At 69.5% G+C, this 20,533-nt stretch carries 20 protein-coding genes and 1 tRNA gene; 18 read left to right on the top strand and 3 right to left on the bottom strand.

The window, feature by feature from the left end; genetic code table 11:
- Nucleotides 1-38 precede the first annotated feature (38 nt).
- From H036_RS0117970 to H036_RS25790, 3 genes are all read left to right on the top strand, one after another.
- Nucleotides 39-1,898: a substrate-binding domain-containing protein gene (locus H036_RS0117970; protein WP_020485882.1), complete on the top strand. Its 1,860-nt coding sequence runs from the start codon at nt 39-41 to the stop codon at nt 1,896-1,898.
- 108 nt (nt 1,899-2,006) lie between these two features.
- Nucleotides 2,007-2,900 (top strand): phosphate ABC transporter ATP-binding protein, encoded by an 894-nt coding sequence (locus H036_RS0117965; protein ID WP_017936196.1) that lies wholly within the window; start codon nt 2,007-2,009, stop codon nt 2,898-2,900.
- Between the two features lie 7 nt (nt 2,901-2,907).
- The gene (locus tag H036_RS25790) at nt 2,908-3,633 is read left to right on the top strand and encodes a lytic transglycosylase domain-containing protein (RefSeq protein WP_017936195.1); all 726 of its coding nucleotides are present in this window, start codon (nt 2,908-2,910) and stop codon (nt 3,631-3,633) included.
- Nucleotides 3,634-3,658: 25 nt separating this feature from the next.
- Here H036_RS25790 and H036_RS0117955 read toward each other — a convergent pair whose 3' ends face one another.
- Complete coding sequence (locus tag H036_RS0117955; protein WP_017936194.1) at nt 3,659-4,303, bottom strand: hypothetical protein; 645 nt, start codon at nt 4,301-4,303, stop codon at nt 3,659-3,661.
- Between the two features lie 245 nt (nt 4,304-4,548).
- Between H036_RS0117955 and H036_RS23540 the strand changes: the two genes are divergently transcribed.
- On the top strand, nt 4,549-5,022 hold the full coding sequence (locus H036_RS23540) for a DUF5994 family protein (RefSeq protein ID WP_198290010.1): 474 nt from the start codon (nt 4,549-4,551) through the stop codon (nt 5,020-5,022).
- A gap of 133 nt (nt 5,023-5,155) precedes the next feature.
- Nucleotides 5,156-6,229, top strand: coding sequence for a fatty acid desaturase family protein (locus H036_RS0117945; protein WP_017936192.1), 1,074 nt, complete (start codon nt 5,156-5,158; stop codon nt 6,227-6,229).
- Between the two features lie 24 nt (nt 6,230-6,253).
- On the opposite strand, the gene H036_RS0117940 is transcribed toward H036_RS0117945, so the two are convergent.
- On the bottom strand, nt 6,254-7,102 hold the full coding sequence (locus H036_RS0117940) for a M15 family metallopeptidase (RefSeq protein ID WP_232421904.1): 849 nt from the start codon (nt 7,100-7,102) through the stop codon (nt 6,254-6,256).
- Between the two features lie 178 nt (nt 7,103-7,280).
- On the opposite strand from H036_RS0117940, the gene H036_RS23535 reads away from it, so the two are divergent.
- The 6 genes from H036_RS23535 (at nt 7,281) to H036_RS23530 (ending at nt 15,209) form a co-directional block, all read left to right on the top strand.
- Nucleotides 7,281-7,604, top strand: a complete 324-nt coding sequence (locus H036_RS23535) for a hypothetical protein (protein WP_157417589.1) — start codon at nt 7,281-7,283, stop codon at nt 7,602-7,604.
- A 42-nt stretch (nt 7,605-7,646) separates the two neighbouring features.
- Entirely contained in the window at nt 7,647-11,255 is a 3,609-nt protein-coding gene (mfd, locus tag H036_RS0117930) for a transcription-repair coupling factor (RefSeq protein ID WP_017936189.1), read from the top strand.
- Nucleotides 11,256-11,411: 156 nt separating this feature from the next.
- The gene (locus H036_RS0117925) at nt 11,412-12,875 is read left to right on the top strand and encodes a basic amino acid/polyamine antiporter (protein ID WP_026146148.1); all 1,464 of its coding nucleotides are present in this window, start codon (nt 11,412-11,414) and stop codon (nt 12,873-12,875) included.
- 33 nt (nt 12,876-12,908) lie between these two features.
- Nucleotides 12,909-14,186 carry an arginine deiminase gene (locus H036_RS0117920; protein ID WP_017936187.1) on the top strand — a complete coding sequence of 426 codons (1,278 nt, stop codon included), beginning with the start codon at nt 12,909-12,911 and terminating at the stop codon, nt 14,184-14,186.
- Nucleotides 14,187-14,229: 43 nt separating this feature from the next.
- The gene (locus H036_RS0117915; RefSeq protein ID WP_017936186.1) at nt 14,230-14,811 is read left to right on the top strand and encodes a DUF4916 domain-containing protein; all 582 of its coding nucleotides are present in this window, start codon (nt 14,230-14,232) and stop codon (nt 14,809-14,811) included.
- Nucleotides 14,808-15,209, top strand: coding sequence for a MazG nucleotide pyrophosphohydrolase domain-containing protein (locus tag H036_RS23530; RefSeq protein ID WP_017936185.1), 402 nt, complete (start codon nt 14,808-14,810; stop codon nt 15,207-15,209). Before H036_RS0117915 ends, H036_RS23530 begins: the two co-directional genes overlap by 4 nt.
- Nucleotides 15,210-15,301: 92 nt before the next feature.
- On the opposite strand, the gene H036_RS0117905 is transcribed toward H036_RS23530, so the two are convergent.
- On the bottom strand, nt 15,302-15,910 hold the full coding sequence (locus H036_RS0117905) for a malonic semialdehyde reductase (RefSeq protein WP_017936184.1): 609 nt from the start codon (nt 15,908-15,910) through the stop codon (nt 15,302-15,304).
- Nucleotides 15,911-16,005: 95 nt separating this feature from the next.
- Here H036_RS0117905 and H036_RS23525 point away from each other — a divergent pair, with 95 nt between their 5' ends.
- The 7 genes from H036_RS23525 to H036_RS0117870 all read left to right on the top strand — a co-directional run bounded on the left by H036_RS23525 (nt 16,006) and on the right by H036_RS0117870 (nt 20,520).
- A complete protein-coding gene (locus H036_RS23525; protein WP_017936183.1) occupies nt 16,006-16,374 on the top strand; it encodes a winged helix-turn-helix transcriptional regulator in 369 nt (122 codons plus the stop codon).
- A 40-nt stretch (nt 16,375-16,414) separates the two neighbouring features.
- The gene (gene eno / locus H036_RS0117895) at nt 16,415-17,692 is read left to right on the top strand and encodes a phosphopyruvate hydratase (RefSeq protein WP_017936182.1); all 1,278 of its coding nucleotides are present in this window, start codon (nt 16,415-16,417) and stop codon (nt 17,690-17,692) included.
- Between the two features lie 30 nt (nt 17,693-17,722).
- Nucleotides 17,723-18,334 (top strand): FtsB family cell division protein, encoded by a 612-nt coding sequence (locus H036_RS0117890; RefSeq protein ID WP_081615613.1) that lies wholly within the window; start codon nt 17,723-17,725, stop codon nt 18,332-18,334.
- Nucleotides 18,334-18,867 (top strand): DUF501 domain-containing protein, encoded by a 534-nt coding sequence (locus H036_RS0117885; protein ID WP_017936180.1) that lies wholly within the window; start codon nt 18,334-18,336, stop codon nt 18,865-18,867. Before H036_RS0117890 ends, H036_RS0117885 begins: the two co-directional genes overlap by 1 nt.
- The gene (locus tag H036_RS0117880; RefSeq protein ID WP_017936179.1) at nt 18,864-19,832 is read left to right on the top strand and encodes a Ppx/GppA phosphatase family protein; all 969 of its coding nucleotides are present in this window, start codon (nt 18,864-18,866) and stop codon (nt 19,830-19,832) included. Before H036_RS0117885 ends, H036_RS0117880 begins: the two co-directional genes overlap by 4 nt.
- Nucleotides 19,833-19,872: 40 nt before the next feature.
- Nucleotides 19,873-20,358: a hypothetical protein gene (locus tag H036_RS0117875; protein WP_017936178.1), complete on the top strand. Its 486-nt coding sequence runs from the start codon at nt 19,873-19,875 to the stop codon at nt 20,356-20,358.
- 88 nt (nt 20,359-20,446) lie between these two features.
- Nucleotides 20,447-20,520: transfer RNA gene (locus H036_RS0117870), tRNA-Leu, on the top strand.
- Nucleotides 20,521-20,533 lie beyond the last annotated feature (13 nt).

Genomic DNA, 20,533 nt, shown 5'->3' with positions numbered 1-20,533 from the left:
TCAGGAATGAAGAAGAACAAGAAATCAGGGAGCAACTGATGTCCGTTCGCAAGATCAGCGCGAAGCTGGCGGTGGCCGCAGTGGCCGCCACCGGTCTGAGCGTTGCCGTGCTGGCCCCCGCCCAGGCGGCCATCCCGAACCCGACCAACGGCCAGGAGAAGTACTTCGACCTGGCCAACTCGGGCGTCCTCTCGACCGCATCGATCGCGGCCGGCTCGCTCATCGGTGTCGGTTCCGACACGATCCAGTTCGTCGACGGTGCCCTTTCCGAGGCCTACAACAAGTCGCAGAGCCTCACCGCGGGCACCAGCGCCGGGGCGCTCGTCTCGCTGGCCTCCTGCCAGGCACCGGTCGCGGGTGCCTCGACCCTCACGTCCTGCGACGCAAGCGGCATCTTCCCGGAGACGTTCCCGCGCTCGGGTGCCCACGTGACCATCGCAGGTTCCTCCGGGTCGGGGGCCAACGCGCTCGACGGCGGCGCCGGCTCTGCGACGACGGCCACCGCGCTCCCCGATGTCGCGTTCGCGCGCGCCTCAGGTGTCAAGAACAGCAGCACGCTGGACAACCTGCCGTTCGCGGTCGACCAGCTCGTCGCGGTCGTCTCCAACAAGGTCACCTCGAACGCCCCGGCGAACATCACGTTGAACGAGCTCGCGGGCATCTACTCCGGCATCTACACCAACTGGGCGCAGCTGGGCGGTAAGAACGCCCCCATCCACGCCTACTACATCAACGACAGCTCGTCGGGCACCTACCAGTTCTTCGGCAAGCAGCTGGAGGCCGAGGAGGGCATGAGCACGTCTGACAGCGGCAAGTCTGCCTACCACCAGTACGGCACCGAGTCCGCGTCGACGGCGTTCGTGTCCAACACCGACCTGTCCGGCAAGGCGATCAAGGAGCACGACCCCTCCGCGATCCAGAACGACCCCGACGCGATCACGGCGATGTCCTACAGCCGGATCAAGCTCAGTGCCGCCGACAACGGCGGCAAGGCCGTGATCAAGCCGCTCGGTGGCTACATCGCCGACCGCGCGGTCTACACGATCATCCGGGACTTCACGAAGACTCCGACCGCTGCCTTGGCGAACGTGCCGGCCGACTGGATCGCGAACGTGCCCGCGTCTGCGTTCGACACCGGCGGCGCTTTCGCTGGGTCGGGTGAGACCTACGCGCAGTACCAGACGCGCAACATCGGTGCGACGCTGTTCGGCCCCACCGGCTACTTCTGTGGCTCCTCGGCTAAGCCGACCATCGAGGAGGAGGGCTTCTTCCAGCTCGACTCGTCGGTGTGCGGCAAGGCCGTCTCCGCCGACCCCACCCTGTCCGCGACCGACATGCCGGCCCTGAGCAAGACCAGCGGCACGCTCGCCGCTGCGGGCACCGCTGGAAAGACCCAGGTCTCGGCCATCGTGGCCGCCAAGACGGGCGCCGGCACGCCCACCGGCGCCGCCACCTTCAGCTTCATCCCGGTCAACGCCCCCAACCCGGGCGCGAAGGCCGGCGGCGCGGTCACCGCGACCCTGGCCGGTGGCGTCGCCACTGCGACCATTCCGGCGACCGTCCCGGCTGGCACCTACCAGGTCGCCGTCACCTACTCGGGTGACAGCAGCTTCCAGGCGAGCTGGACCGACTACGACGTCACCAGCGGCAGCGCGCCGGTTCCCTCGACGATCGTGATCGGTAAGGCTGCGACCACGACGCCCATCACCACGCACCCGACCACCCCGGTGAAGACCGCGGCGCAGAAGAAGCTCGCCAAGGACAAGGCCGCGCTGGTCAAGGCCAAGAAGCAGCTCAAGAAGGCCCACGGCCACAAGAAGACCGTCCTGAAGAAGAAGATCGCCAAGCTCAACAAGGCGATCAAGAAGGACAAGAAGAACGTGAAGGCCGGCAAGTGAGCCGTGTCCTGATCTGACACACCGGCGCCGGCCCGGGGCCCAGCCCCGGGCCGGCGCCACCTTCCGCAAAAAAGTGCACATTCCAGATCCATCAGAGAGACTTTGAGCATGACCACCGCCGAGCCCACCTCGACCCAGGTGATCCCGACCGTCGACTCCGCCGTACCGGTGCAGGAGCCGGCTCCCGCCGCGCCCGCCCCGCCGGCGCCGCAGACGCCGCAGGCGCCGCTGGCCGAGCTCGAGGCCCGCGACATTTCGTGCTGGTTCGGCGACCGGCTGGTCCTCGACCGCGTCTCCCTGACCATGCCGGCCGGTGGCATCACCGCCCTGATCGGCCCGTCCGGCTGTGGCAAGTCGACCTTCCTGCGCACGCTCAACCGGATGCACGAGCTGGTGCCGTCCGCGAAGCTCTCGGGGGAGGTGCTGCTCGACGGCGAGGACATCTATGCGGCGGAGAAGAAGCTCACCGACGCCCGCCGCGACATCGGCATGGTGTTCCAGAAGCCCAACCCGTTCCCGGCGATGTCGATCCGCGACAACGTCCTGGCCGGCCTGAAGCTCACCGGCAAGAGAGCCAACCGGTCCGAGAAGGACGACCTCGTCGAGCACTGCCTCAAGCTCGGTGGCCTGTGGAACGAGGTCAAGGACCGCCTCGACGCCCCCGGCGGAGGCCTGTCGGGTGGTCAGCAGCAGCGGCTGTGCATCGCCCGTTCGATGGCGATCAAGCCGCGCGTCCTGCTCATGGACGAGCCGTGCTCGGCGCTCGACCCCACCTCGACCCGCGTGATCGAGGAGACGATGAAGTACCTCGCCGAGGAGGTCACCATCGTCATCGTCACGCACAACATGCAGCAGGCGGCGCGCGTCTCCGACCAGTGCGCCTTCTTCCTTGCCTCGCAGGGCACCCCGGGTGTGATCGTGGAGCACGGCGACACGGTCGCGATGTTCCAGAACCCGCAGGACGAGCGCACCTCCGACTACGTCAACGGTCGCTTCGGGTGAGCCGCTGATGCGCTTGCGGACCCTGGTCCCGCTGGTCGCCTCGGCCCTGGTCGTCTCCGTCGTCGGGTACGTCGTCTGGTGCCTGGCGACCACGCCCGCGACCACGCAGGTGGCCGACCAGGCGGCGCTGACGGTGGTCGCGCCGGAGCCGGCCGCCCCCGCGGCGCAGCAGCAGGCGGTGCAGCCGCAGACCCAGCAGCAGTCCCAGCCGACCCAGGAGCAGGTCGCCGGCCTGCCGACGCCCGACGCAGCGTGGGTGACCAGGACCGCCGCGCAGGCAGGCATCCCGGTGCCGGCGATGCGGGCCTACGCCCGTGCGCAGCTGGGCCGTCCGCAGGGGTGCGAGCTGGGCTGGACGACGCTGGCCGGAATCGGCTGGGTGGAGTCGCAGAACGGCACGATGGGCGGGCGCACGCTCGGCGACGACGGGCTGTCCTCGGCGCCGATCGTCGGCCCGGCGCTGGGCGGGGGCCTGGACCACGCCTACGGTCCGATGCAGTTCATCCCCTCGACCTGGGCGCGCTGGGCCAGCGACGGCGACGGTGACGGCACCGCCGACATCAACGACCTCGACGACGCGGCGATGACGGCGATGCGCTACCTGTGCGGCACCGGTCAGGACCTGACCACCGGCGCCGGCTGGTCGCGGGCGATCTTCGCCTACAACCACTCGCAGGACTACGTGAACGAGGTCTACGCGGCGGCGAACGCCTACGCGCAGCGCACCGGCTGACCTCTCGGGTGCGGCACGGAGCGGCTCACGGGTTGGTACCTAGCAGGACGAAGGTCAGCTGGGGATACCACAGGTACGAGGTGCCGCTGCAGGTTCCGTCACTCGCCTCGGCCTGGAGCTCGAGGGTGTAGTTCCCCGGAGCCGCCAGGTACGCGGTGGACTCGTCCGCGTCGGAGCCGGGCTTGCCGAGCACCGCGCCGACCGAGAGCGGTGTCCTGAACGAGGCGGTCCCGAAGTCGCTGCCGATCACGTGGGTGGTGGTTGCGACGATCGCGTCGTCAGCGTTCACCAGGTCCACCCAGATCAGCCCTGACTTCAACGAGGTGCCGTTCGGGGTCCAGGCCGCCGAGGCGGAGGTGAAGATACGGGACGGCCTGGTGACGGTCACGGGCATCGACACGGCGGCCTGCGAGGTGCATGCGGTCAGGGGGACGCTCGATCGGACCTTGGAGGCGCCGAAGGTCGGCCCGGTCGACCCGCGTGGCCCGGTGGTGCCCCGTAGTGCCGCTCGCGCGGCGGGTGCGACCTTGGGGAGCGTGACCGCGCCCTTCTTGAGCTGTTTGGCGCCGACGCTGTGCTTCGGCAGCTGCATGGCGGCGTACGACGTCCCGCTCGTGGCGACCACGAGCGCGAGGCACGAGACGATGAGGGACAGGCTGGGGCGCTTCATGGGAGTCTCCTGATGGCCGGGTCCTGGGAAATCTCCATCAGAGCTCGTCGCGCTCGCCCACGGATATGGCCCGAGCCAGATGGGCCCGCCCCAGGAGTCCGATCACCCGCGACCTTCGCCTCGGGTCGGGGGAGGCCGCTCACCCGGCCGTGTTTTGGAGTCCCGACCTAGACTGATAGCAAGACTGCAAGCACTCGAATCCATCGCGACATCGAGCGGGCAGCAATTGCTAGGTGGTGGCACTCATGGCCACTCGATCAGATGTCATTCGTCTCTCCCTGCACGCGGGTCCGGCGGCGCGTCGTCCCGAAGTGCGGAGCTTCGACGGGGCCTGGTGGCCGGAGAGCCGCCGGCTCAACGACGAGCTGCGAGAGCTCTTCGCGCTGTGGCCGCCCTCCATGGGTCGGATCGTCCGCGTCCTCTACTCGCCGCCCGATTGGGATGACCGGCCCCGGTCGGTGCCCGTAGCCGACCGTCGGGTCAAGACGGGCTGCTTCCCGCTGGACGACACCCGGCAGCTCACCCTGTCCATGCTCGACGGCCGGCGTCTGGCGATCAGCGTCATCCCGCCCGACACCCCCGACGACCTCGCGGTCAAGCTCCTCGCCGATGCCGGTGATCCGGCCGGGAAAGAGGAGCACCCAGATTCATCGCCACGGACCCGGGCCGAGTGGGGTGCGGAGCACCCTGTCTGGGACAACGAGGGAGGGCATCCGTAGCGGTGGGCGGTTGCCGCGGGCCCGTTGACTCACGCAGTCACCCGCCCGCGGCAACGGGTTCGCCCGCTCGTCCCTGCCCCCTCCCTCGCTCAGTCACCAGGCGATGCGACCGCATCGTCGTGAAAGTCATGCCATGTACACCGATGAACTCTCCGGGCCCGAGCCCGCCGGATCCGCTCAACCGACCATTTCCGCCGTCACCTACCGAGGCGGCTACGGCGACCTCGTCCGGCGTGTGCGCGCCGCTGGGCTGATGCGCCGACATCCCGGTGCCTTCGCCTGGCACCTCGGCGTCCTGCTGGTCGGCCTGGGCACGGTGGTGGCCGTGATGGCGACCCACCGGGACTCCTGGTGGCTGCTGCTCCTGGCCCCGCCCCTTGCCATCCTCGCCACCCGCACCAGCTTCCTCGGCCACGACATCGGCCACCTCCAGGTCGCCCGGAGTGCGGCGGGCAGCAGACTCCTCGGGCTGGTGGTCGGCAACCTCCTCAGCGGCCTCAGCTACGGCTGGTGGGTGCGCAAGCACAACGCGCATCACGCGCATCCCAACGACCTGCACAGCGACCCCGACGTACGGGCGGGGGCGCTGATCTGGGACACCAGCCAGACCGACGGCCGGCGAGGCTTCACGGCCTGGTGGACGCGGCACCAGGCGGCATTCTTCTTCCCCCTCCTCATGCTCGAGGCCCTCAACCTGCATGTCGCGAGCGTGCGTGCACTCTTCGCGCCGGGCTTGCGTCTGCGCGCCGCGGAGGCCGTCCTGCTCGCCGCCCACTTCGCCGGCTACGTGGTGCTGCTCGTCGTGACCATGAGCTGGCCGCAGGTGCTGGTCTTCGTCGCGATCCAGAAGGGTGTCCAGGGGGTCTATCTCGGCTGTTCCTTCGCCCCCAACCACAAGGGCATGCCCATCCTGGAGCCCGACCAGGCCAGTGACCCGCTGCTGCGACAGGTGCTGACGTCACGCAACGTGCGCGGCGGCCCGATCATCGACGCCGTGCTCGGTGGCCTGAACTACCAGATCGAGCATCACCTGTTCCCCAGCATGCCGCGAGCGAACCTGCGCCACGCGCAGCCGCTCGTCCGTGCCTTCTGCGCCGAGAACGAGGTGCCCTACGTCCAGTGCTCCGCCCTGGCCTCCTACACCGCGGCCCTCAAGCACATGCACCGGGTCGGTGCCGGTCTGCGCCGTCCGGCGGCGACGGGCTGATCGACCCCGGCGGTGGGCGCTGCGTCAGCGCCCGTTGGCGCTGAAGTGCTCGTAGTCCTTCGGGTTGTGCCATGACCCGCCCCAGCCCCAGCCGACGGCGTGGAACGCCCGCACCACCGGGCCCGAGGCGGTGATGATGCCGGGGGTGTGCCGGCCGCGGTCGACGTACCACGACGCGAGCTCGGGCAGCACCAGCCGGCCCTTGACGTAGGGGTTCTGGAACGGGTCCACGTCGATCGCCAGCCCGTAGGCGTGCTGGCTGAAGCCGCTGGTCTGGCCACGCACCGGGCGGCAGTTGAACGCCGAGGTGTTGTTGCCATCACCCGTCGGTGGCGCCGCGGCCTCGGCCTTGGTGGTGATGTGCATCTGCTCGAAGGGCCATCGGGCGGCGTACAGCCGCTTGAAGACGGTCACCATGTCGGCGGACGCGCTGTGGTTGACCAGCAGCTCCCCGGAGTGGCGCTTGCCGTCGAATCCCCAGAACGTGAGTCGCACCCAGTCCAGGTCGCTCGCGGCCACCGGACAGCCGGCGGCCCAGGTCGAGCGCGCGATCACCTTCGCGGGAGCCCGCTCGACCTTGGCCTGGAAGCCCTTCCCGGCGAGCATCGGCAGGGTGTCGGGGAGCGTCCAGCGGCGGCGTCGCAGGGCCTTCGGGGTCGGGCGTACGACGCCGAAACCGGCGCTGGTCGTCGGCAGCACCCGGGTCCCCAGCCAGGCCGGCGGCACGGTGCCGCGCGCCGGCACGGCACCCGAACCCGCGGTCGTCGTGGTGGATGCGGAGAGCTGGGCGCTGGTCCCCGGCGGGGTGCTGCTGGACGAGGTGCCCCCGCACCCGGTCAGCACGAGCAGCAGGAGCAGCAGCAGACGACGCACGTCCACAAGGTACGGCGTCGGGCCGGCCGGCACGAGCCGCCGCATCCTCCGGAAGTCGCGACCACGCATCGCCCCGTCGCGGTTGTCCACAGCTCACGATTCGCCCGTGGCAAACGCCGGCGCCGCCATGTCACACTCGGGCCAGGACGGCGATCACATCGACGAGAGGAGTCCGGACATGACCGATGTTCAGGTCTGGACGCTCATGGGTGTCTTCGCGGCGACGCTGTTCGGCGTGCTCGGCATCTTGGGCGTCTGGTTCCCGCAACTGCTGCGAGCCGAGCTGAGCGGGGTGGAGGGACGGCTGACCGGCCGGATCGACGGGGTCGAGTCTCGGCTCGACGCGAAGATCGACGGGGTCGAGTCTCGGCTCGACACCAAGATCGACAAGGTCGAGGCCAAGATCGACAAGGTCGAGGCACGGCTGGCAGCGCAGATCCATGCGCTCGACAGCGACGTCTCCGCGATCGCGAGGCGGGTCTTCCCGGGCGAGACCTCCTAGCGCGGCTGAGGTGGCGTCACGTGGCCCGTAGACTCGGGCCACGTGACGCTCTCTCCCCTCGCCGATCAACTCCTCACCACGCCTCATCTCGCCGAGGTGCTCGAGGAGGCCCGCGGTGGGCGGGTGCTCGCGCTCGACGTGACCGGCCCCGAGGCACTGCGGCCCTTCCTCGTCACCGGCCTGGTCCGGGCCGGTCGGACGGTTCTCGCCGTGACGGCCTCGAGCCGCGAGGCCGAGGACCTGGTCAGCGACCTGGGCGATCTGCTCGGCCCCGAGGTCGTTGCCTACTACCCGAGCTGGGAGACGCTGCCGCACGAGCGGCTCAGCCCGCGCAGCGACACGGTCGGTCGCCGGCTCGCGATCCTGCGTCGACTGGTCCACCCCGAGGCGAGCTCGGAGGCGACCGGCCCCCTGCAGGTGGTGGTGGCTCCGGTGCGCTCGGTCCTGCAGCCGCAGGTCAAGGGGCTCGGCGACCTGGAGCCGGTCGAGGTCGTCGCAGGTGCGGAGGCGCGCCTCGACGACGTGGTGAAGCGACTCGTCGACGCCGCCTACACCCGGGTCGACCTGGTCGAGAAGCGCGGAGAGTTCGCCGTGCGTGGCGGCATCGTGGACGTCTTCCCGCCGACGGAGGAGCACCCGCTGCGGGTCGAGTTCTGGGGCGACGAGGTCGAGGAGATCCGCAGCTTCTCGGTCGCCGACCAGCGCACCGTGGAGAAGAAGGAGCGGCTCTGGGCGCCGCCGTGTCGCGAGCTCCTCCTCACCGAGGACGTCCGCGCACGCGCGAAGGCACTCGGGGAGGCCCATCCGACCCTGATCGAGCTGACCGACAAGATCAGCCAGGGCATTGCCGTCGACGGCATGGAGTCGCTGGCCCCGGTGCTGGTCGACGACATGGAGCTCCTGGTCGACCTGCTGCCCGCGGACGCCAGCATCCTGGTCTGCGACCCCGAGCGCGTACGCCGCCGGGCGCACGACCTGGTGGCCACGGCCGAGGAGTTCCTCGGCGCGAGCTGGGCGGCTGCCGCGAGCGGCGGCGTCGCCCCGATCGATCTCTCGCAGGCCTCCTACCAGGAGCTGGGAGACGTCCGTGCCCACGCCATCGCCCGAGGCCTGCCGTGGTGGTCGGTCAGCCCGTTCGGCATGGGGACGGACGGTGAGCTCGTCGAGGTGCAGCCGGGCGTCTCGACCCCCTCGACAGGCTCGGGGACGGTCTCGGCGTACGACGCCGGCGTACCGACGCGGGCGATCCCGCTCAAGCCGGCCGAGGTCTATCGCGGCGATGTCCAGGCCGCCATCAAGGACCTGGCGCGCTGGCGCGAGGAGGGCTACCGGGTGCTGGTGGTCCAGGCCGGTCACGGCCCGGCACAGCGCACCGTGGAGACCCTGGCCGAGCACGACGTGCCGGCCCGGCTCGTCTCGACGTCCGCCGATCCCGCCGAGGCGTGGAAGCCGCGGCTCAACGTGGTCACGGTGGTGCAGGCCAGCCTGCAGCACGGCTTCGTGGACGAGGACCTGCGGCTGGCCGTGCTCACCGGTGAGGACATCTCGGGCCAGAAGTCGTCGACGCGCGACATGCAGCGGATGCCGACCCGGCGCAAGAAGCAGATCGACCCGCTCGAGCTGAAGACGGGCGACTACGTCGTGCATGAGCAGCACGGCGTGGGCAGGTTCGTGGAGATGAAGCAGCGCGAGGTCGGGGGAGCCACCCGCGAGTACCTCGTGCTCGAGTACGGCGCCAGTAAGAAGGGCTCCCCGCCGGACCGGCTCTACGTGCCCGCCGACGCGCTCGACCAGGTCACCCGCTACGTCGGCGGCGAGGCGCCCAGTCTCGACCGCCTCGGCGGCGCGGACTGGCAGAAGCGCAAGGCCCGCGCGAAGAAGGCGGTCAAGGAGATCGCGGCCGAGCTGATCCGCCTCTACGCCGCCCGCCAGGCCACCCAGGGCTATGCGTTCGGGCCTGACACGCCGTGGCAGCGCGAGCTTGAGGACGCCTTCCCGTTCCAGGAGACCCACGACCAGCTCACCACCGTCGACGAGGTCAAGGCCGACATGATGAAGCCGGTGCCGATGGACCGGCTGGTCTGCGGCGACGTCGGCTATGGCAAGACCGAGATCGCGGTGCGCGCGGCCTTCAAGGCGGTCCAGGACGGCAAGCAGGTCGCCGTACTCGTCCCGACGACGCTGCTGGTCAACCAGCACCTGTCGACGTTCGAGGAGCGGATGTCGGGCTTCCCGCTCAGGCTGAAGGGGCTGAGCAGGTTCCAGACCGACAAGGAGGCCAAGGAGGTCATCGCCGGCCTGGCTGACGGCAGCGTCGACATCGTGGTCGGCACCCACCGCCTGTTCAACAAGGACATCCGGTTCAAGGACCTCGGCCTGATCATCGTCGACGAGGAGCAGCGCTTCGGCGTCGAGCACAAGGAGGCGATGAAGCGGCTGCGCACCTCGGTCGACTTCCTGGCCATGTCGGCGACGCCGATCCCGCGCACGCTGGAGATGTCGATCACCGGCATCCGCGAGATGTCGACGATCACCACGCCGCCGGAGGAGCGGCACCCGGTGCTGACCTACGTCGGCAGCTACGAGGACCGGCAGATCGTCGCCGCCGTACGCCGCGAGCTCCTGCGCGACGGCCAGGTCTTCTACATCCACAACCGGGTCCAGTCGATCGAGAAGGCCGCCCAGCGGATCCGCGAGCTGGTCCCCGAGGCGCGGATCGCGGTGGCCCACGGGCAGATGAACGAGAAGCAGCTCGAGCAGGTGATGCTCGACTTCTGGGAGAAGCGCTTCGACGTACTCGTCTGCACCACCCTGGTCGAGTCCGGCCTGGACGTGTCCAACGCCAACACGATGATCATCGAGCGCTCGGACGCCCTCGGCCTCAGCCAGCTGCACCAGCTGCGTGGCCGGGTCGGACGCTCCCGTGAGCGCGCCTACGCCTACTTCCTCTACCCGGCCGAGAAGCCGCTCACCGAGACCGCGCACGAGCGGCTCGCCACCCTGGCGCAGCACTCCGACCTCGGTGGTGGCATGGCGATCGCCATGAAGGACCTGGAGATCCGCGGCGCGGGCAACCTGCTCGGTGGCGAGCAGTCCGGCCACATCGCCGACGTCGGCTTCGACCTCTACGTCAGGCTGGTCGGCGAGGCGGTCAACGACTTCAAGGGCCAGCCCGACCAGCAGTTCGCGGAGGTCCGCATCGAGCTGCCGGTCGACGCGCACCTGCCGCACGGTTACATCCCGTCCGAGCGGCTGCGGCTGGAGATGTACAAGCGCCTGGCCGAGGTCCGCTGCGACGAGGACGTCGATGCGGTGGAGGGCGAGCTCAAGGACCGCTACGGCGAGCCGCCTGTCGAGGTGATCTCGCTGCTCCTGGTGGCCCGCTTCCGGGCGCGTGCCCGCCAGGCCGGCATCACGGAGGTGACCATCGCCGGCAAGAACATCCGCTTCGCTCCTGTGTCACTGCCGGAGTCGCGGGTGGTCCGGCTCAACCGGATGTATCCGAAGTCGTTGGTCAAGGCCCAGGTCGACACCATCCTGGTGCCGCGACCGGTCTCGACCGGGTTCCCGGCCAAGCCCTTGGACGGCATCGCCTTGCTGGAGTGGGCGCGGGGCGTGATCGATGCGGTGATCGATCCCAAGGACGGCTGAGGCGCCCCGCCGTCACGGTGGTGCCACTCGTCCGTCTCTTTTGTGTCGCACTGCCGTCACGACGTCGCCCTATCCCAATGACGTATCCCGTCGCTAGGTTGAGGCACGCAGCGGCTCCGTCCGGGGCTGTGTGACTCGACCCTGAGGGGGGACTCGATGAGCAGTGCTGTGATCGAAGAAGGCTCGACTGCATCCGCGCAGCCCGTGGCGCGGATGGGGGTGGCGACCCTCACCGCGATGGTCGTCGGCGGGATGGTCGGAGCCGGCGTCTTCTCACTCCCGGCGCGCTTCGGCGTGGCAACCGGCATCCTCGGCTCACTCATCGCCTGGGCGGTCGCCGGCAGCGGCATGCTGACGCTGGCGTTCGTCTTCCAGAACCTGGCGATCCGCAAGCCCCAGCTCGACTCGGGCGTCTACATCTACGCCAAGGCGGGGTTCGGCGACTACGTCGGCTTCAACTCCGCGATCGGCTTCTGGGCCAGCACCGTGGCCGGCAACACCTTCTACTGGGTGTTCCTCTGCGCGACCATCGGGACCTTCACCGACAGCTTCGGCGATGGTGACACGTTCTTGGCCGTCGCGGTCTCCTCGGTCGGCGTCTGGCTCTTCCACATGCTGGTCGCGCGCGGGGTCAAGGACGCCGCGGTGATCAACCAGATCGTCACGGTGTGCAAGATCCTGCCGATCCTGCTCTTCATCGTGGTGCTGCTGTTCTCGCTGGACACCGGGGTGTTCTCGCAGAACTGGTTGGCCACCGGCTACGGGCTGGGCAACCTCAACGAGCAGGTCCGCAACACCATGATCATCACGACCTTCGTCTTCATCGGGGTCGAGGGTGCCAGCGTCTACTCGCGCTACGCCAGGCGTCGCGAGGACGTCGGCCGGGCGACGGTGCTGGGGTTCGTCAGCGTGCTGTGCCTGTTCGCGCTGGTGACGCTCGCGTCGTACTCCGTGGCCACCCAGCCCGAGATCGCGGCCACCCGTCAGCCCTCCATGGTCGGCATCTTCGAGGGCGTCGTCGGCCACTGGGGTGAGATCTTCATCAGCATCGCCGCGATCGTCTCGGTGCTCGGCGCCTACCTCGCCTGGACCCTGATGGCCGCCGAGGTGATGTACAACCCGGCGCGTGCCGAGGACATGCCACGCTTCCTCGGCCAGGAGAACGAGCAGGGCGTTCCGATCACCGCCCTGGTGGTGACCTCGCTCGGGATCCAGGCGCTGCTGGGACTGACCCTGTTCGTCACCAACGCGCTCGACTTCATGCTCGACTTCTCCACCGTGCTTGCGTTGGTGCCCTACCTGCTCTCGGCCGCCTACGCGCTCAAGCTCGGTCTGACCGGTGAGGCCTACGAGGGCATCTCCGCAGGAGTACGCCGCCGCGAGACCATCGTGGCCGGCATCGCCACCGCCTACACCCTGTTCCTCTTCGACGCCGCCGGGCTGAAGTTCATCCTCTTCGCGACGTTCATCCTGGCGCCGGCCACGGTGCTCTACGTCAAGGCCCGCAGCGAGACCGGCCGGCGCATCTTCAGCCCCGTCGAGATCTGCCTGTGTGCCGCGCTCGTCGTCGGAGCGGCGGTCGGCATCCTCGGCCTCGCGACCGGTCGCATCGAGATCTGATCCGCAGCTTCCACCGAACCGAAAGGCAATGTGATGACCGAGTCCACATCCGGGTCCGTATCCGGGTCTGTCTCCTCGACCTACGGCGTCCACTCCGAGGTCGGCAAGCTGCGCAAGGTGTTGGTCTGCGCTCCCGGCCTCGCCCACCGCCGGCTCACGCCGAGCAACAATGACGAGCTGCTCTTCGACGACGTGCTCTGGGTCGAGAACGCCCAGCGCGACCACGCCGACTTCGTCAACAAGATGGTCCAGCGCGGCGTCGACGTGGTCGAGCTGCACGCGCTGCTGGCCGAGACCCTCGACGTACCGGGTGCTCGGGACTGGCTGCTCGACCGCAAGATCGAGCCCAACCACGTCGGCCTGGGCCTCGTGGACGGGACCCGCGCGTTCCTCGAGTCCCTGGAGAGCCGGCAGCTCGCCGAGTTCCTGATCGGGGGGATGGCGGTCAACGACCTGCCCGAGGACTTCCGTTCCGGCTACGTCACGCTGGCGCGCGAGTCGACCGGCTCGCGGGAGTACCTCATGCCGCCGCTGCCCAACACGCTCTACACCCGCGACACCACCTGCTGGCTCTACGGCGGCCTGACGATGAACCCGCTCTACTGGCCGGCCCGCAAGGACGAGACGCTGATCTACAAGGCGATCTACTCCTTCCACCCCGACTACGTCGGCTCCAAGGTCTGGTGGGGCGACCCGGAGAAGGAATGGGGGATGGCCAGCTTCGAGGGCGGCGACATCATGCCGGTGGGCAACGGCGTGGTGCTGATGGGGATGAGCGAGCGCACCTCGCGGCACGCCATCACCCAGGTCGCGGCCTCGCTCTTCGAGCAGGGCGCGGCCGACAAGGTCGTCATCGCCGGCATGCCGAAGCTGCGCGCGGCGATGCACCTCGACACGGTGATGACCTTCGCCGACCGCGACATCGTCACGATCTATCCGCAGATCGTCGACAACATCCACCCGTTCACGCTGGTGCCCAGCGACAAGGCCCCCGGCGTGGAGGTGATCGACAACGGGAGCACCCGGTTCGTCGACGTGGTGGCGAAGTCGCTCAACCTGGACGCCCTGCGCACCATCGAGATCGGGGGCGACGTCTACACCTCCGAGCGGCAGCAGTGGGACAGCGGCAACAACGCCGTCGCGCTGGAGCCGGGGGTGGTCATCACCTACGACCGCAACACCACCGCCAACACGCTGCTGCGCAAGGCGGGCATCGAGGTGATCACGATCGTGGGCGCCGAGCTCGGGCGCGGTCGCGGCGGCGGGCACTGCATGACGTGCCCGATCGTCCGGGACCCGCTCGAGTGGTGAGGTCCGGGCCGACGACGTTGTCGAAGCCTGGCAGGATCAAGCCATGACGATGGAGGCGTTCGGCGAGGAGTCATTCGGCGAGGAGCCTCGGTGGCAGCCGCCACGCGAGCGCCAGCAGGGATGGCTCTCGGAGGAGGAGCTCGCCGAGGCACGAGGTCGGCTCCCGATCCTGTACGTCGAGGCGCTCCCCGTCCGGGTCGATCACAGCGGCCGGCTGACGGAGGTCGGCCTGCTGCTGCGCAGCTCGCCACTGACGGGCGCGATCAACCGGTCGCTGGTCTCGGGACGGGTGCTGCACGGCGAGCGGGTCCGCGACGCCCTGATGCGGCACCTGGAGAAGGATCTGGGACCGACCGCGTTCCCGGTGCTACCGACGGCGATCGTGCCGGCTGCGGTCGCCGAGTACTTCCCCTGGCCGGGTGAACGGCTCAGCGACCCGCGGCAGCACGCGGTGGCGCTCGCATACGTCGTACCGGTCACGGGGGAGTGCCAGCCGCGTCAGGATGCGTTGGAGATCACCTGGCTCACGCCCGAGGAAGCAGTCGAGGACGAGGTCGCCGCCGACCTCGAGGGTGGACGGGGTGCGTTGTTGCGGCAGTTGCTGCATCACGCGGGAGCGCTGTGAGCGAGGCGCGTGGCGAGGGGCTGGTCGAGTTCCTCGGCACCATGCGGGTGATGCGGGAGCGGTGTGCTTGGAAGGCGCAGCAGACCCACGACTCGCTGGCGCCGTACCTGCGCGAGGAGAGCGATGAGGTGCTGGAGGCGATCGGCGAGGGCGATCCGCAGCACCTGTGCGAGGAGCTCGGCGACCTGCTGCTGCAGATCTACTTCCACGCGGCGATCGCCGAGGAGAACGGCGAGTTCAGCATGGACGACGTGATCGCCGGGCTGCACGCGAAGATGGTGCGCCGCAACCCCCACGTCTTCGACCCTGCGGTTGCGGCCGGCGGTCCGTACACGATCGAGGAGATCGAGGCGCAGTGGCAGGCGGCGAAGGCCGCCGAACGCGCCATTCGGGACTGACCCCTGGGGGTCAGTCCCGAATGTTGGGGGGCAAAACATTGCCCAACAACGTGCGGTTTTGACCCCTGGGGGTCAAAACCGCAGCGCGAGGATCAGGCCCAGACGACGGCGTTCTCGGCCGCGACGCGGGGCAGCCGGTCGAACCACGGGCTCTCGCCCGGGTGGCCGATGTTGACGACCATCACGGTCGTCCACTCGCCCTCGGGGAAGAACTCCTTGTCGATGCCGTCCTTGTCGTAGCCGGCGATCGGGCCGGCGGCCAGGCCGGCGGCACGGGTGGCGAGGATGAACGCACCCTCCTGCAGCGCGGCCGAGTGGTAGCCGGCGCCGTGGCGGGCGTCCTCGTCCGCGGCGAAGTAGTCCTTCATCTCCGGGCGGATCGGGAAGACGTTGGGGATCTCCTCGTGCCAGTTCTTGTCATAGGCGAGGATCGCGGTGACCGGCGCGGCGGCGGTCTTGGCGGCGTTGCCCTCGGCGATGTGGGGGAGCAGGCGCTCCTTGCCCTCGGCCGTGCGGACGAAGACCACGCGCAGCGGCTGGGTGTTGGCCATGGTGGGCGTGAAGCGGGTCATCTCCCAGATGTCGCGCAGCTCGTCGTCGGACACCGGGGTGTCAGCGAAGGAGTTGGAGGTGCGGGCGCCGGTGAAGACGATCTGGCGGCCCTTCTCGTCAAGCTTCTCGAGAGTGATCGTGTCGGTCATGCTGCTCTTAACTCCTGGGTTGCTAGGACTATTCCCGTTGCTACGAAAAAAAGAGTAACACCGGGAATCGGGGGATACCAGGTAGAGTGGCTCACATGACCGACCACGAGCCACGCGCCTGCAATGCAGCGCTGACCCGTGCATTCGGCTTCCTCGGCAAGCGCTGGAACGGCGTGCTGCTCGCCAGCCTCGGCGAGGGCCCGATGGGCTTCGCCGAGCTCAAGCGCGCCGTCGCCGGCATCTCCGACTCGATGCTCTCCGAGCGGCTGACCGAGCTCGGCCACGCCGGTCTGCTCGGGCGCGAGGTCGATCCGGGCCCGCCTGTGGCGGTCTCCTACCGGCTCACCGACGCCGGTACGGCGCTGCTACCCGCCCTGCACGCGCTCACCCAGTGGGCCGAGCACAACCTCCCGGCCGCCTGCACGACCGAGGGTGATCCGGTCCGCGTCACCAGCGACCACTAGGCTGCTGCCGCACGTTCGGTCCTCTACCCAGGAGCACACAGTGGCAGCCATCGAAGCAGTCGGAGCACGCGAGATCCTCGATTCCCGTGGCAACCCCACGGTCGAGGTCGAGGTCCTTCTCGAGGACGGCACCTTCGCCCGCGCGGCGGTCCCTTCCGGCGCCTCCACCGGCGCCTTCGAGGCCGTCGAGCTGCGCGATGGTGACACCCGCTATGGCGGCAAGGGTGTGGAGAACGCCGTCGCCGCCGTGGTGGAGACACTCTCGGACGCCATCGTCGGGATGGACGCCTCCGACCAGCGCGAGATCGACCAGGCGATGCTGGCCGCCGACGGTACGCCGAACAAGGCCAACCTCGGTGCCAACGCGATCCTCGGCGTGAGCCTGGCGGTCGCCCGTGCGGCCGCCGACAGCGCCGGCCTCCCGCTGTACAAGTACGTCGGCGGCAACAACGCCCACGTGCTGCCCGTCCCGATGATGAACATCCTCAACGGCGGCGCCCACGCCGACTCGAACGTGGACGTCCAGGAGTTCATGATCGCCCCGATCGGTGCGCCCACCTTCCGCGAGGCCCTGCGCTACGGCGCGGAGGTCTACCACGCGCTCAAGTCCGTGCTCAAGGAGAAGGGCCTGTCCACCGGCCTCGGCGACGAGGGCGGCTTCGCCCCCAACCTCGAGTCCAACCGGGCCGCGCTCGACCTGATCGCCGAGGCCGTCGCCAAGGCCGGCTACACCCTGGGCACCGACATCGCGCTGGCGATGGACGTCGCCGCCTCGGAGTTCTACTCCGACGGTGCCTACGTCTTCGAGGGCGCCAAGAAGACCAGTGCGGAGATGTCCGCCTACTACGCCGAGCTCTGCGCGGCGTACCCGATCGTCTCCATCGAGGACCCGCTCGACGAGGAGGACTGGGACGGCTGGAAGACCATCACCGACGAGCTCGGCGACAAGGTCCAGCTGGTCGGCGACGACCTCTTCGTGACCAATGTCGAGCGTCTGCGGCGCGGCATCGCCGGCGGCCAGGCGAACTCCATGCTGGTCAAGGTCAACCAGATCGGCTCCCTCACCGAGACCCTCGACGCGGTCGAGCTCGCCCACCGCAGCGGCTTCAGCAACATGATGTCGCACCGCTCCGGCGAGACCGAGGACACCACCATCGCCGACCTCGCGGTCGCGACGAACTGCGGTCAGATCAAGACCGGTGCGCCCGCGCGCTCGGACCGGGTGGCGAAGTACAACCAGCTGCTCCGGATCGAGGACGAGCTGGGTGACGCGGCTCGCTATGCGGGAGCTGCCGCCTTCCCGCGTTTCGTGCGCTGATCCACTGCCTGCCCCGGGCAGAATGACCGGGTGCCAGCAGATCGTCGTCCTACCCGTGGGGAGGGGCCCCGGGGTCGTACCGGCCCCGGTCGCGGCTCCGCCCCACGGCCGGGTCGCCCGCTCGGCCCCGGCGGGGCCGGCAGCGATACCGGCAGCCAGCCGCGGACCCCGGCCGCCGCTCCTGAGCGCTCGGCGAAGGCGCTGCCCCGGCCGCGGGTGACCGGCAGGATGGCGGTCTTCGTCCTCGTCCTGGCGGTGCTGGTCGTCTCCTACGCCTCCTCGCTCAAGGCCTACCTGCAGCAGCGGCACGACATCGAGTCGCTCAAGTCGCAGATCGCTCAGCGGGAGAAGGCGATCACCGACCTGCAGGACCAGAAGGATCGCTGGAACGACCCGGCGTACCTGGAGCAGCAGGCCCGGGAGAACTTCAGCTACGTGATGCCCGGCCAGACGGCGTACGTTGCCCTGGACGCGAACGGTCAGCCGATCAAGCCGGCCGGCAAGCTCAGCTCCCCGGAGAGCGTCGGCAAGGCCGAGAAGCCCACCGCCTGGTGGAGCGATGTCTGGAGCAGCGACCTCATCGCCGGCAACCCACCCAAGAACACCGGCACACCGCCGGCGACCAAGATCGGAAGCAAGTAGTGCCCATCGACCCCGCTGACGAGGCGGCCATCGCCGCGCAGCTCGGCCGGGTGCCGCGCGGGATCCACGAGATCGGTCATCGCTGCCCCTGCTCACTGCCGGACGTGGTCACCACGGAGCCGCGGCTGCCGGACGGCACCCCGTTCCCGACCACCTACTACCTCACCTGCCCCCGCGCGGCCTCGCGCATCGGCCGGCTCGAGGGCGACGGCGTGATGAAGGAGATGGAGGGCCGGCTGGCAGCCGACCCCGACCTGAAGGCCGCCTACCAGCGTGCGCACGAGGCCTACCTCGCCGCGCGGACGGCGATCGGCGAGGCGGCCGGCCTGGACGTACCGGAGATCGCCGGCATCTCCGCCGGTGGCATGCCGGAGCGGGTCAAGTGCCTGCACGTGCTCGCCGGTCAGGCGCTGGCCCAGGGTCCGGGGGCCAACCCGCTCGGCGACGAGGTGCTCGAGATGGTGGGCGCGTGGTGGGCATCGGGTCCGTGCGTCGACGTAGCACCGGTCGGGCCGGAGAGCGCACAGGCGTGAGCACGCCGGCGGTCCCTGAGGAACGAGCGTCTCGCAGGGTCGCCGCGATCGACTGCGGCACCAACACGATCAAGCTCCTGATCGCGAGCGTCACCGCAGACGGCTTGGAGGACCTCGTCCGTGAGGCGCGGATGGTGCGGCTGGGCCAGGGCGTCGATGCCACCGGCGAGCTGCGCCCCGATGCGCTGGAGCGGACGTTCGAGGCGATCGACGAGTACGCCGCGCTGATCCGCGAGCACCGTGCGACCCCCGACGAGGGCGGCCGGATCCGGTTCGTCGCGACCTCGGCGACCCGTGACGCGAGCAACGCGCAGGTCTTCGTCGATGGCGTCCGCGAGCGGCTCGGTGTCGAGCCCGAGGTGGTGCCTGGCACCGAGGAAGCGGCGCTGGCCTTCGACGGCTGCGTGCGCAACCTGCGCGCGCGACCGGTGCAGCCGGTCATCGTGGTCGACATCGGCGGCGGCTCCACCGAGCTGATCGAGGGTGCCTCGCTGGAGTCCGGCCCGGATGCGGCGTACTCCATGCAGATCGGCTCGGTGCGCCTGCACGAGCGCCATCTGCGCTCGGACCCGCCGACGGCCGAGGAGGTCGCGGCGTGCGTGCGCGACATCGACGCCGCGCTGGATGCGTGCCCGGTCGACCCGAGCATCGCCAGGACGGTGGTCGGCATCGCCGGGACCGTCACCCAGCTGGCCGCCGGCATCCTCGACCTCGAGGCCTACGACCGGGCGGCCACCGACCAGCTGCAGGTGCCGGTCGAGCAGCTCGAGGAGCTCGTCCAGCGGCTGGTGGCGATGAGTGTCGCGGAGCGCCGCTCGCTGCGTTGGATGCATCCGGGCCGGGCGGACGTGATCGCCGCGGGTGGATTGATCCTCAGCCGGGTACTGCGCCGTACCGGAGTCGCGCACCTCATCGTCTCGGAATCGGACATCCTCGACGGGATCGCCTGGTCCACTACAGACTGAGGGCGACAACGGATCGATCACTCTCGTGGAGGTTCCAAGCGTGAAGAAGCTCATCCTGCTGGCGGCGCTCGCCGCCGGCGTGGCCTACGTGGTCAAGTTCAAGTCCGACCAGGTGAAGTCGGCGGCTGCCAAGGTCACCCATGACCCGCGAGTGCAGTCGGCCCTCGCCACGGCCTCGGAGAAGGCCGGGCCGGTCGCGGCGACGGTCTCCTCCGCGGCGACATCGGCATCGTCTGCCGTCAGTGAGCACCTGCACAAGTCGGACGAGCTCGTGACGCCCGAGGTGCCGGAGGAGGCGGTCGAGGTGGCTGAGACGGACCCGGTCTCGGCGCCGGAGTTCAAGCCCAGTGAGCCCCCGAAGGTGGAGGCCGCCGACATCGAGCCCGCGGACAAGCCCGACCCGCTCACCGACCCGCTCGAGACGCTCGCCGACACCGAGGCGGTCGCTGGCGAGGGTGACGGCGCCGAGAACGCGGACGACGCCGAGGGCGCCGGTGGGTCCACGTCGGAGAAACGGGTCGAATGACCCCCCGTGGGGGCGCGTGCACGACGCGCCCCCACGGCCCGCGGACACGCGATCGGCGCTCAGCGCGACGTCGATCGGGTGGCCGCGAGCCCCTGTATCCCAATCGGCAGAGGAAGCCGCCTTAAAAGCGGTTCAGTGTGGGTTCGACCCCCACCGGGGGCACGACGTACGAGCA

It is taken from the genome of Nocardioides sp. Iso805N (genome assembly GCF_000364605.1).
In the GTDB taxonomy this organism is placed as follows: Bacteria; Actinomycetota; Actinomycetes; order Propionibacteriales; family Nocardioidaceae; genus Nocardioides.
The sequence above is the reverse complement of the archived record's forward strand: the minus strand, read 5'-3'. Positions and strand labels throughout refer to the sequence as shown.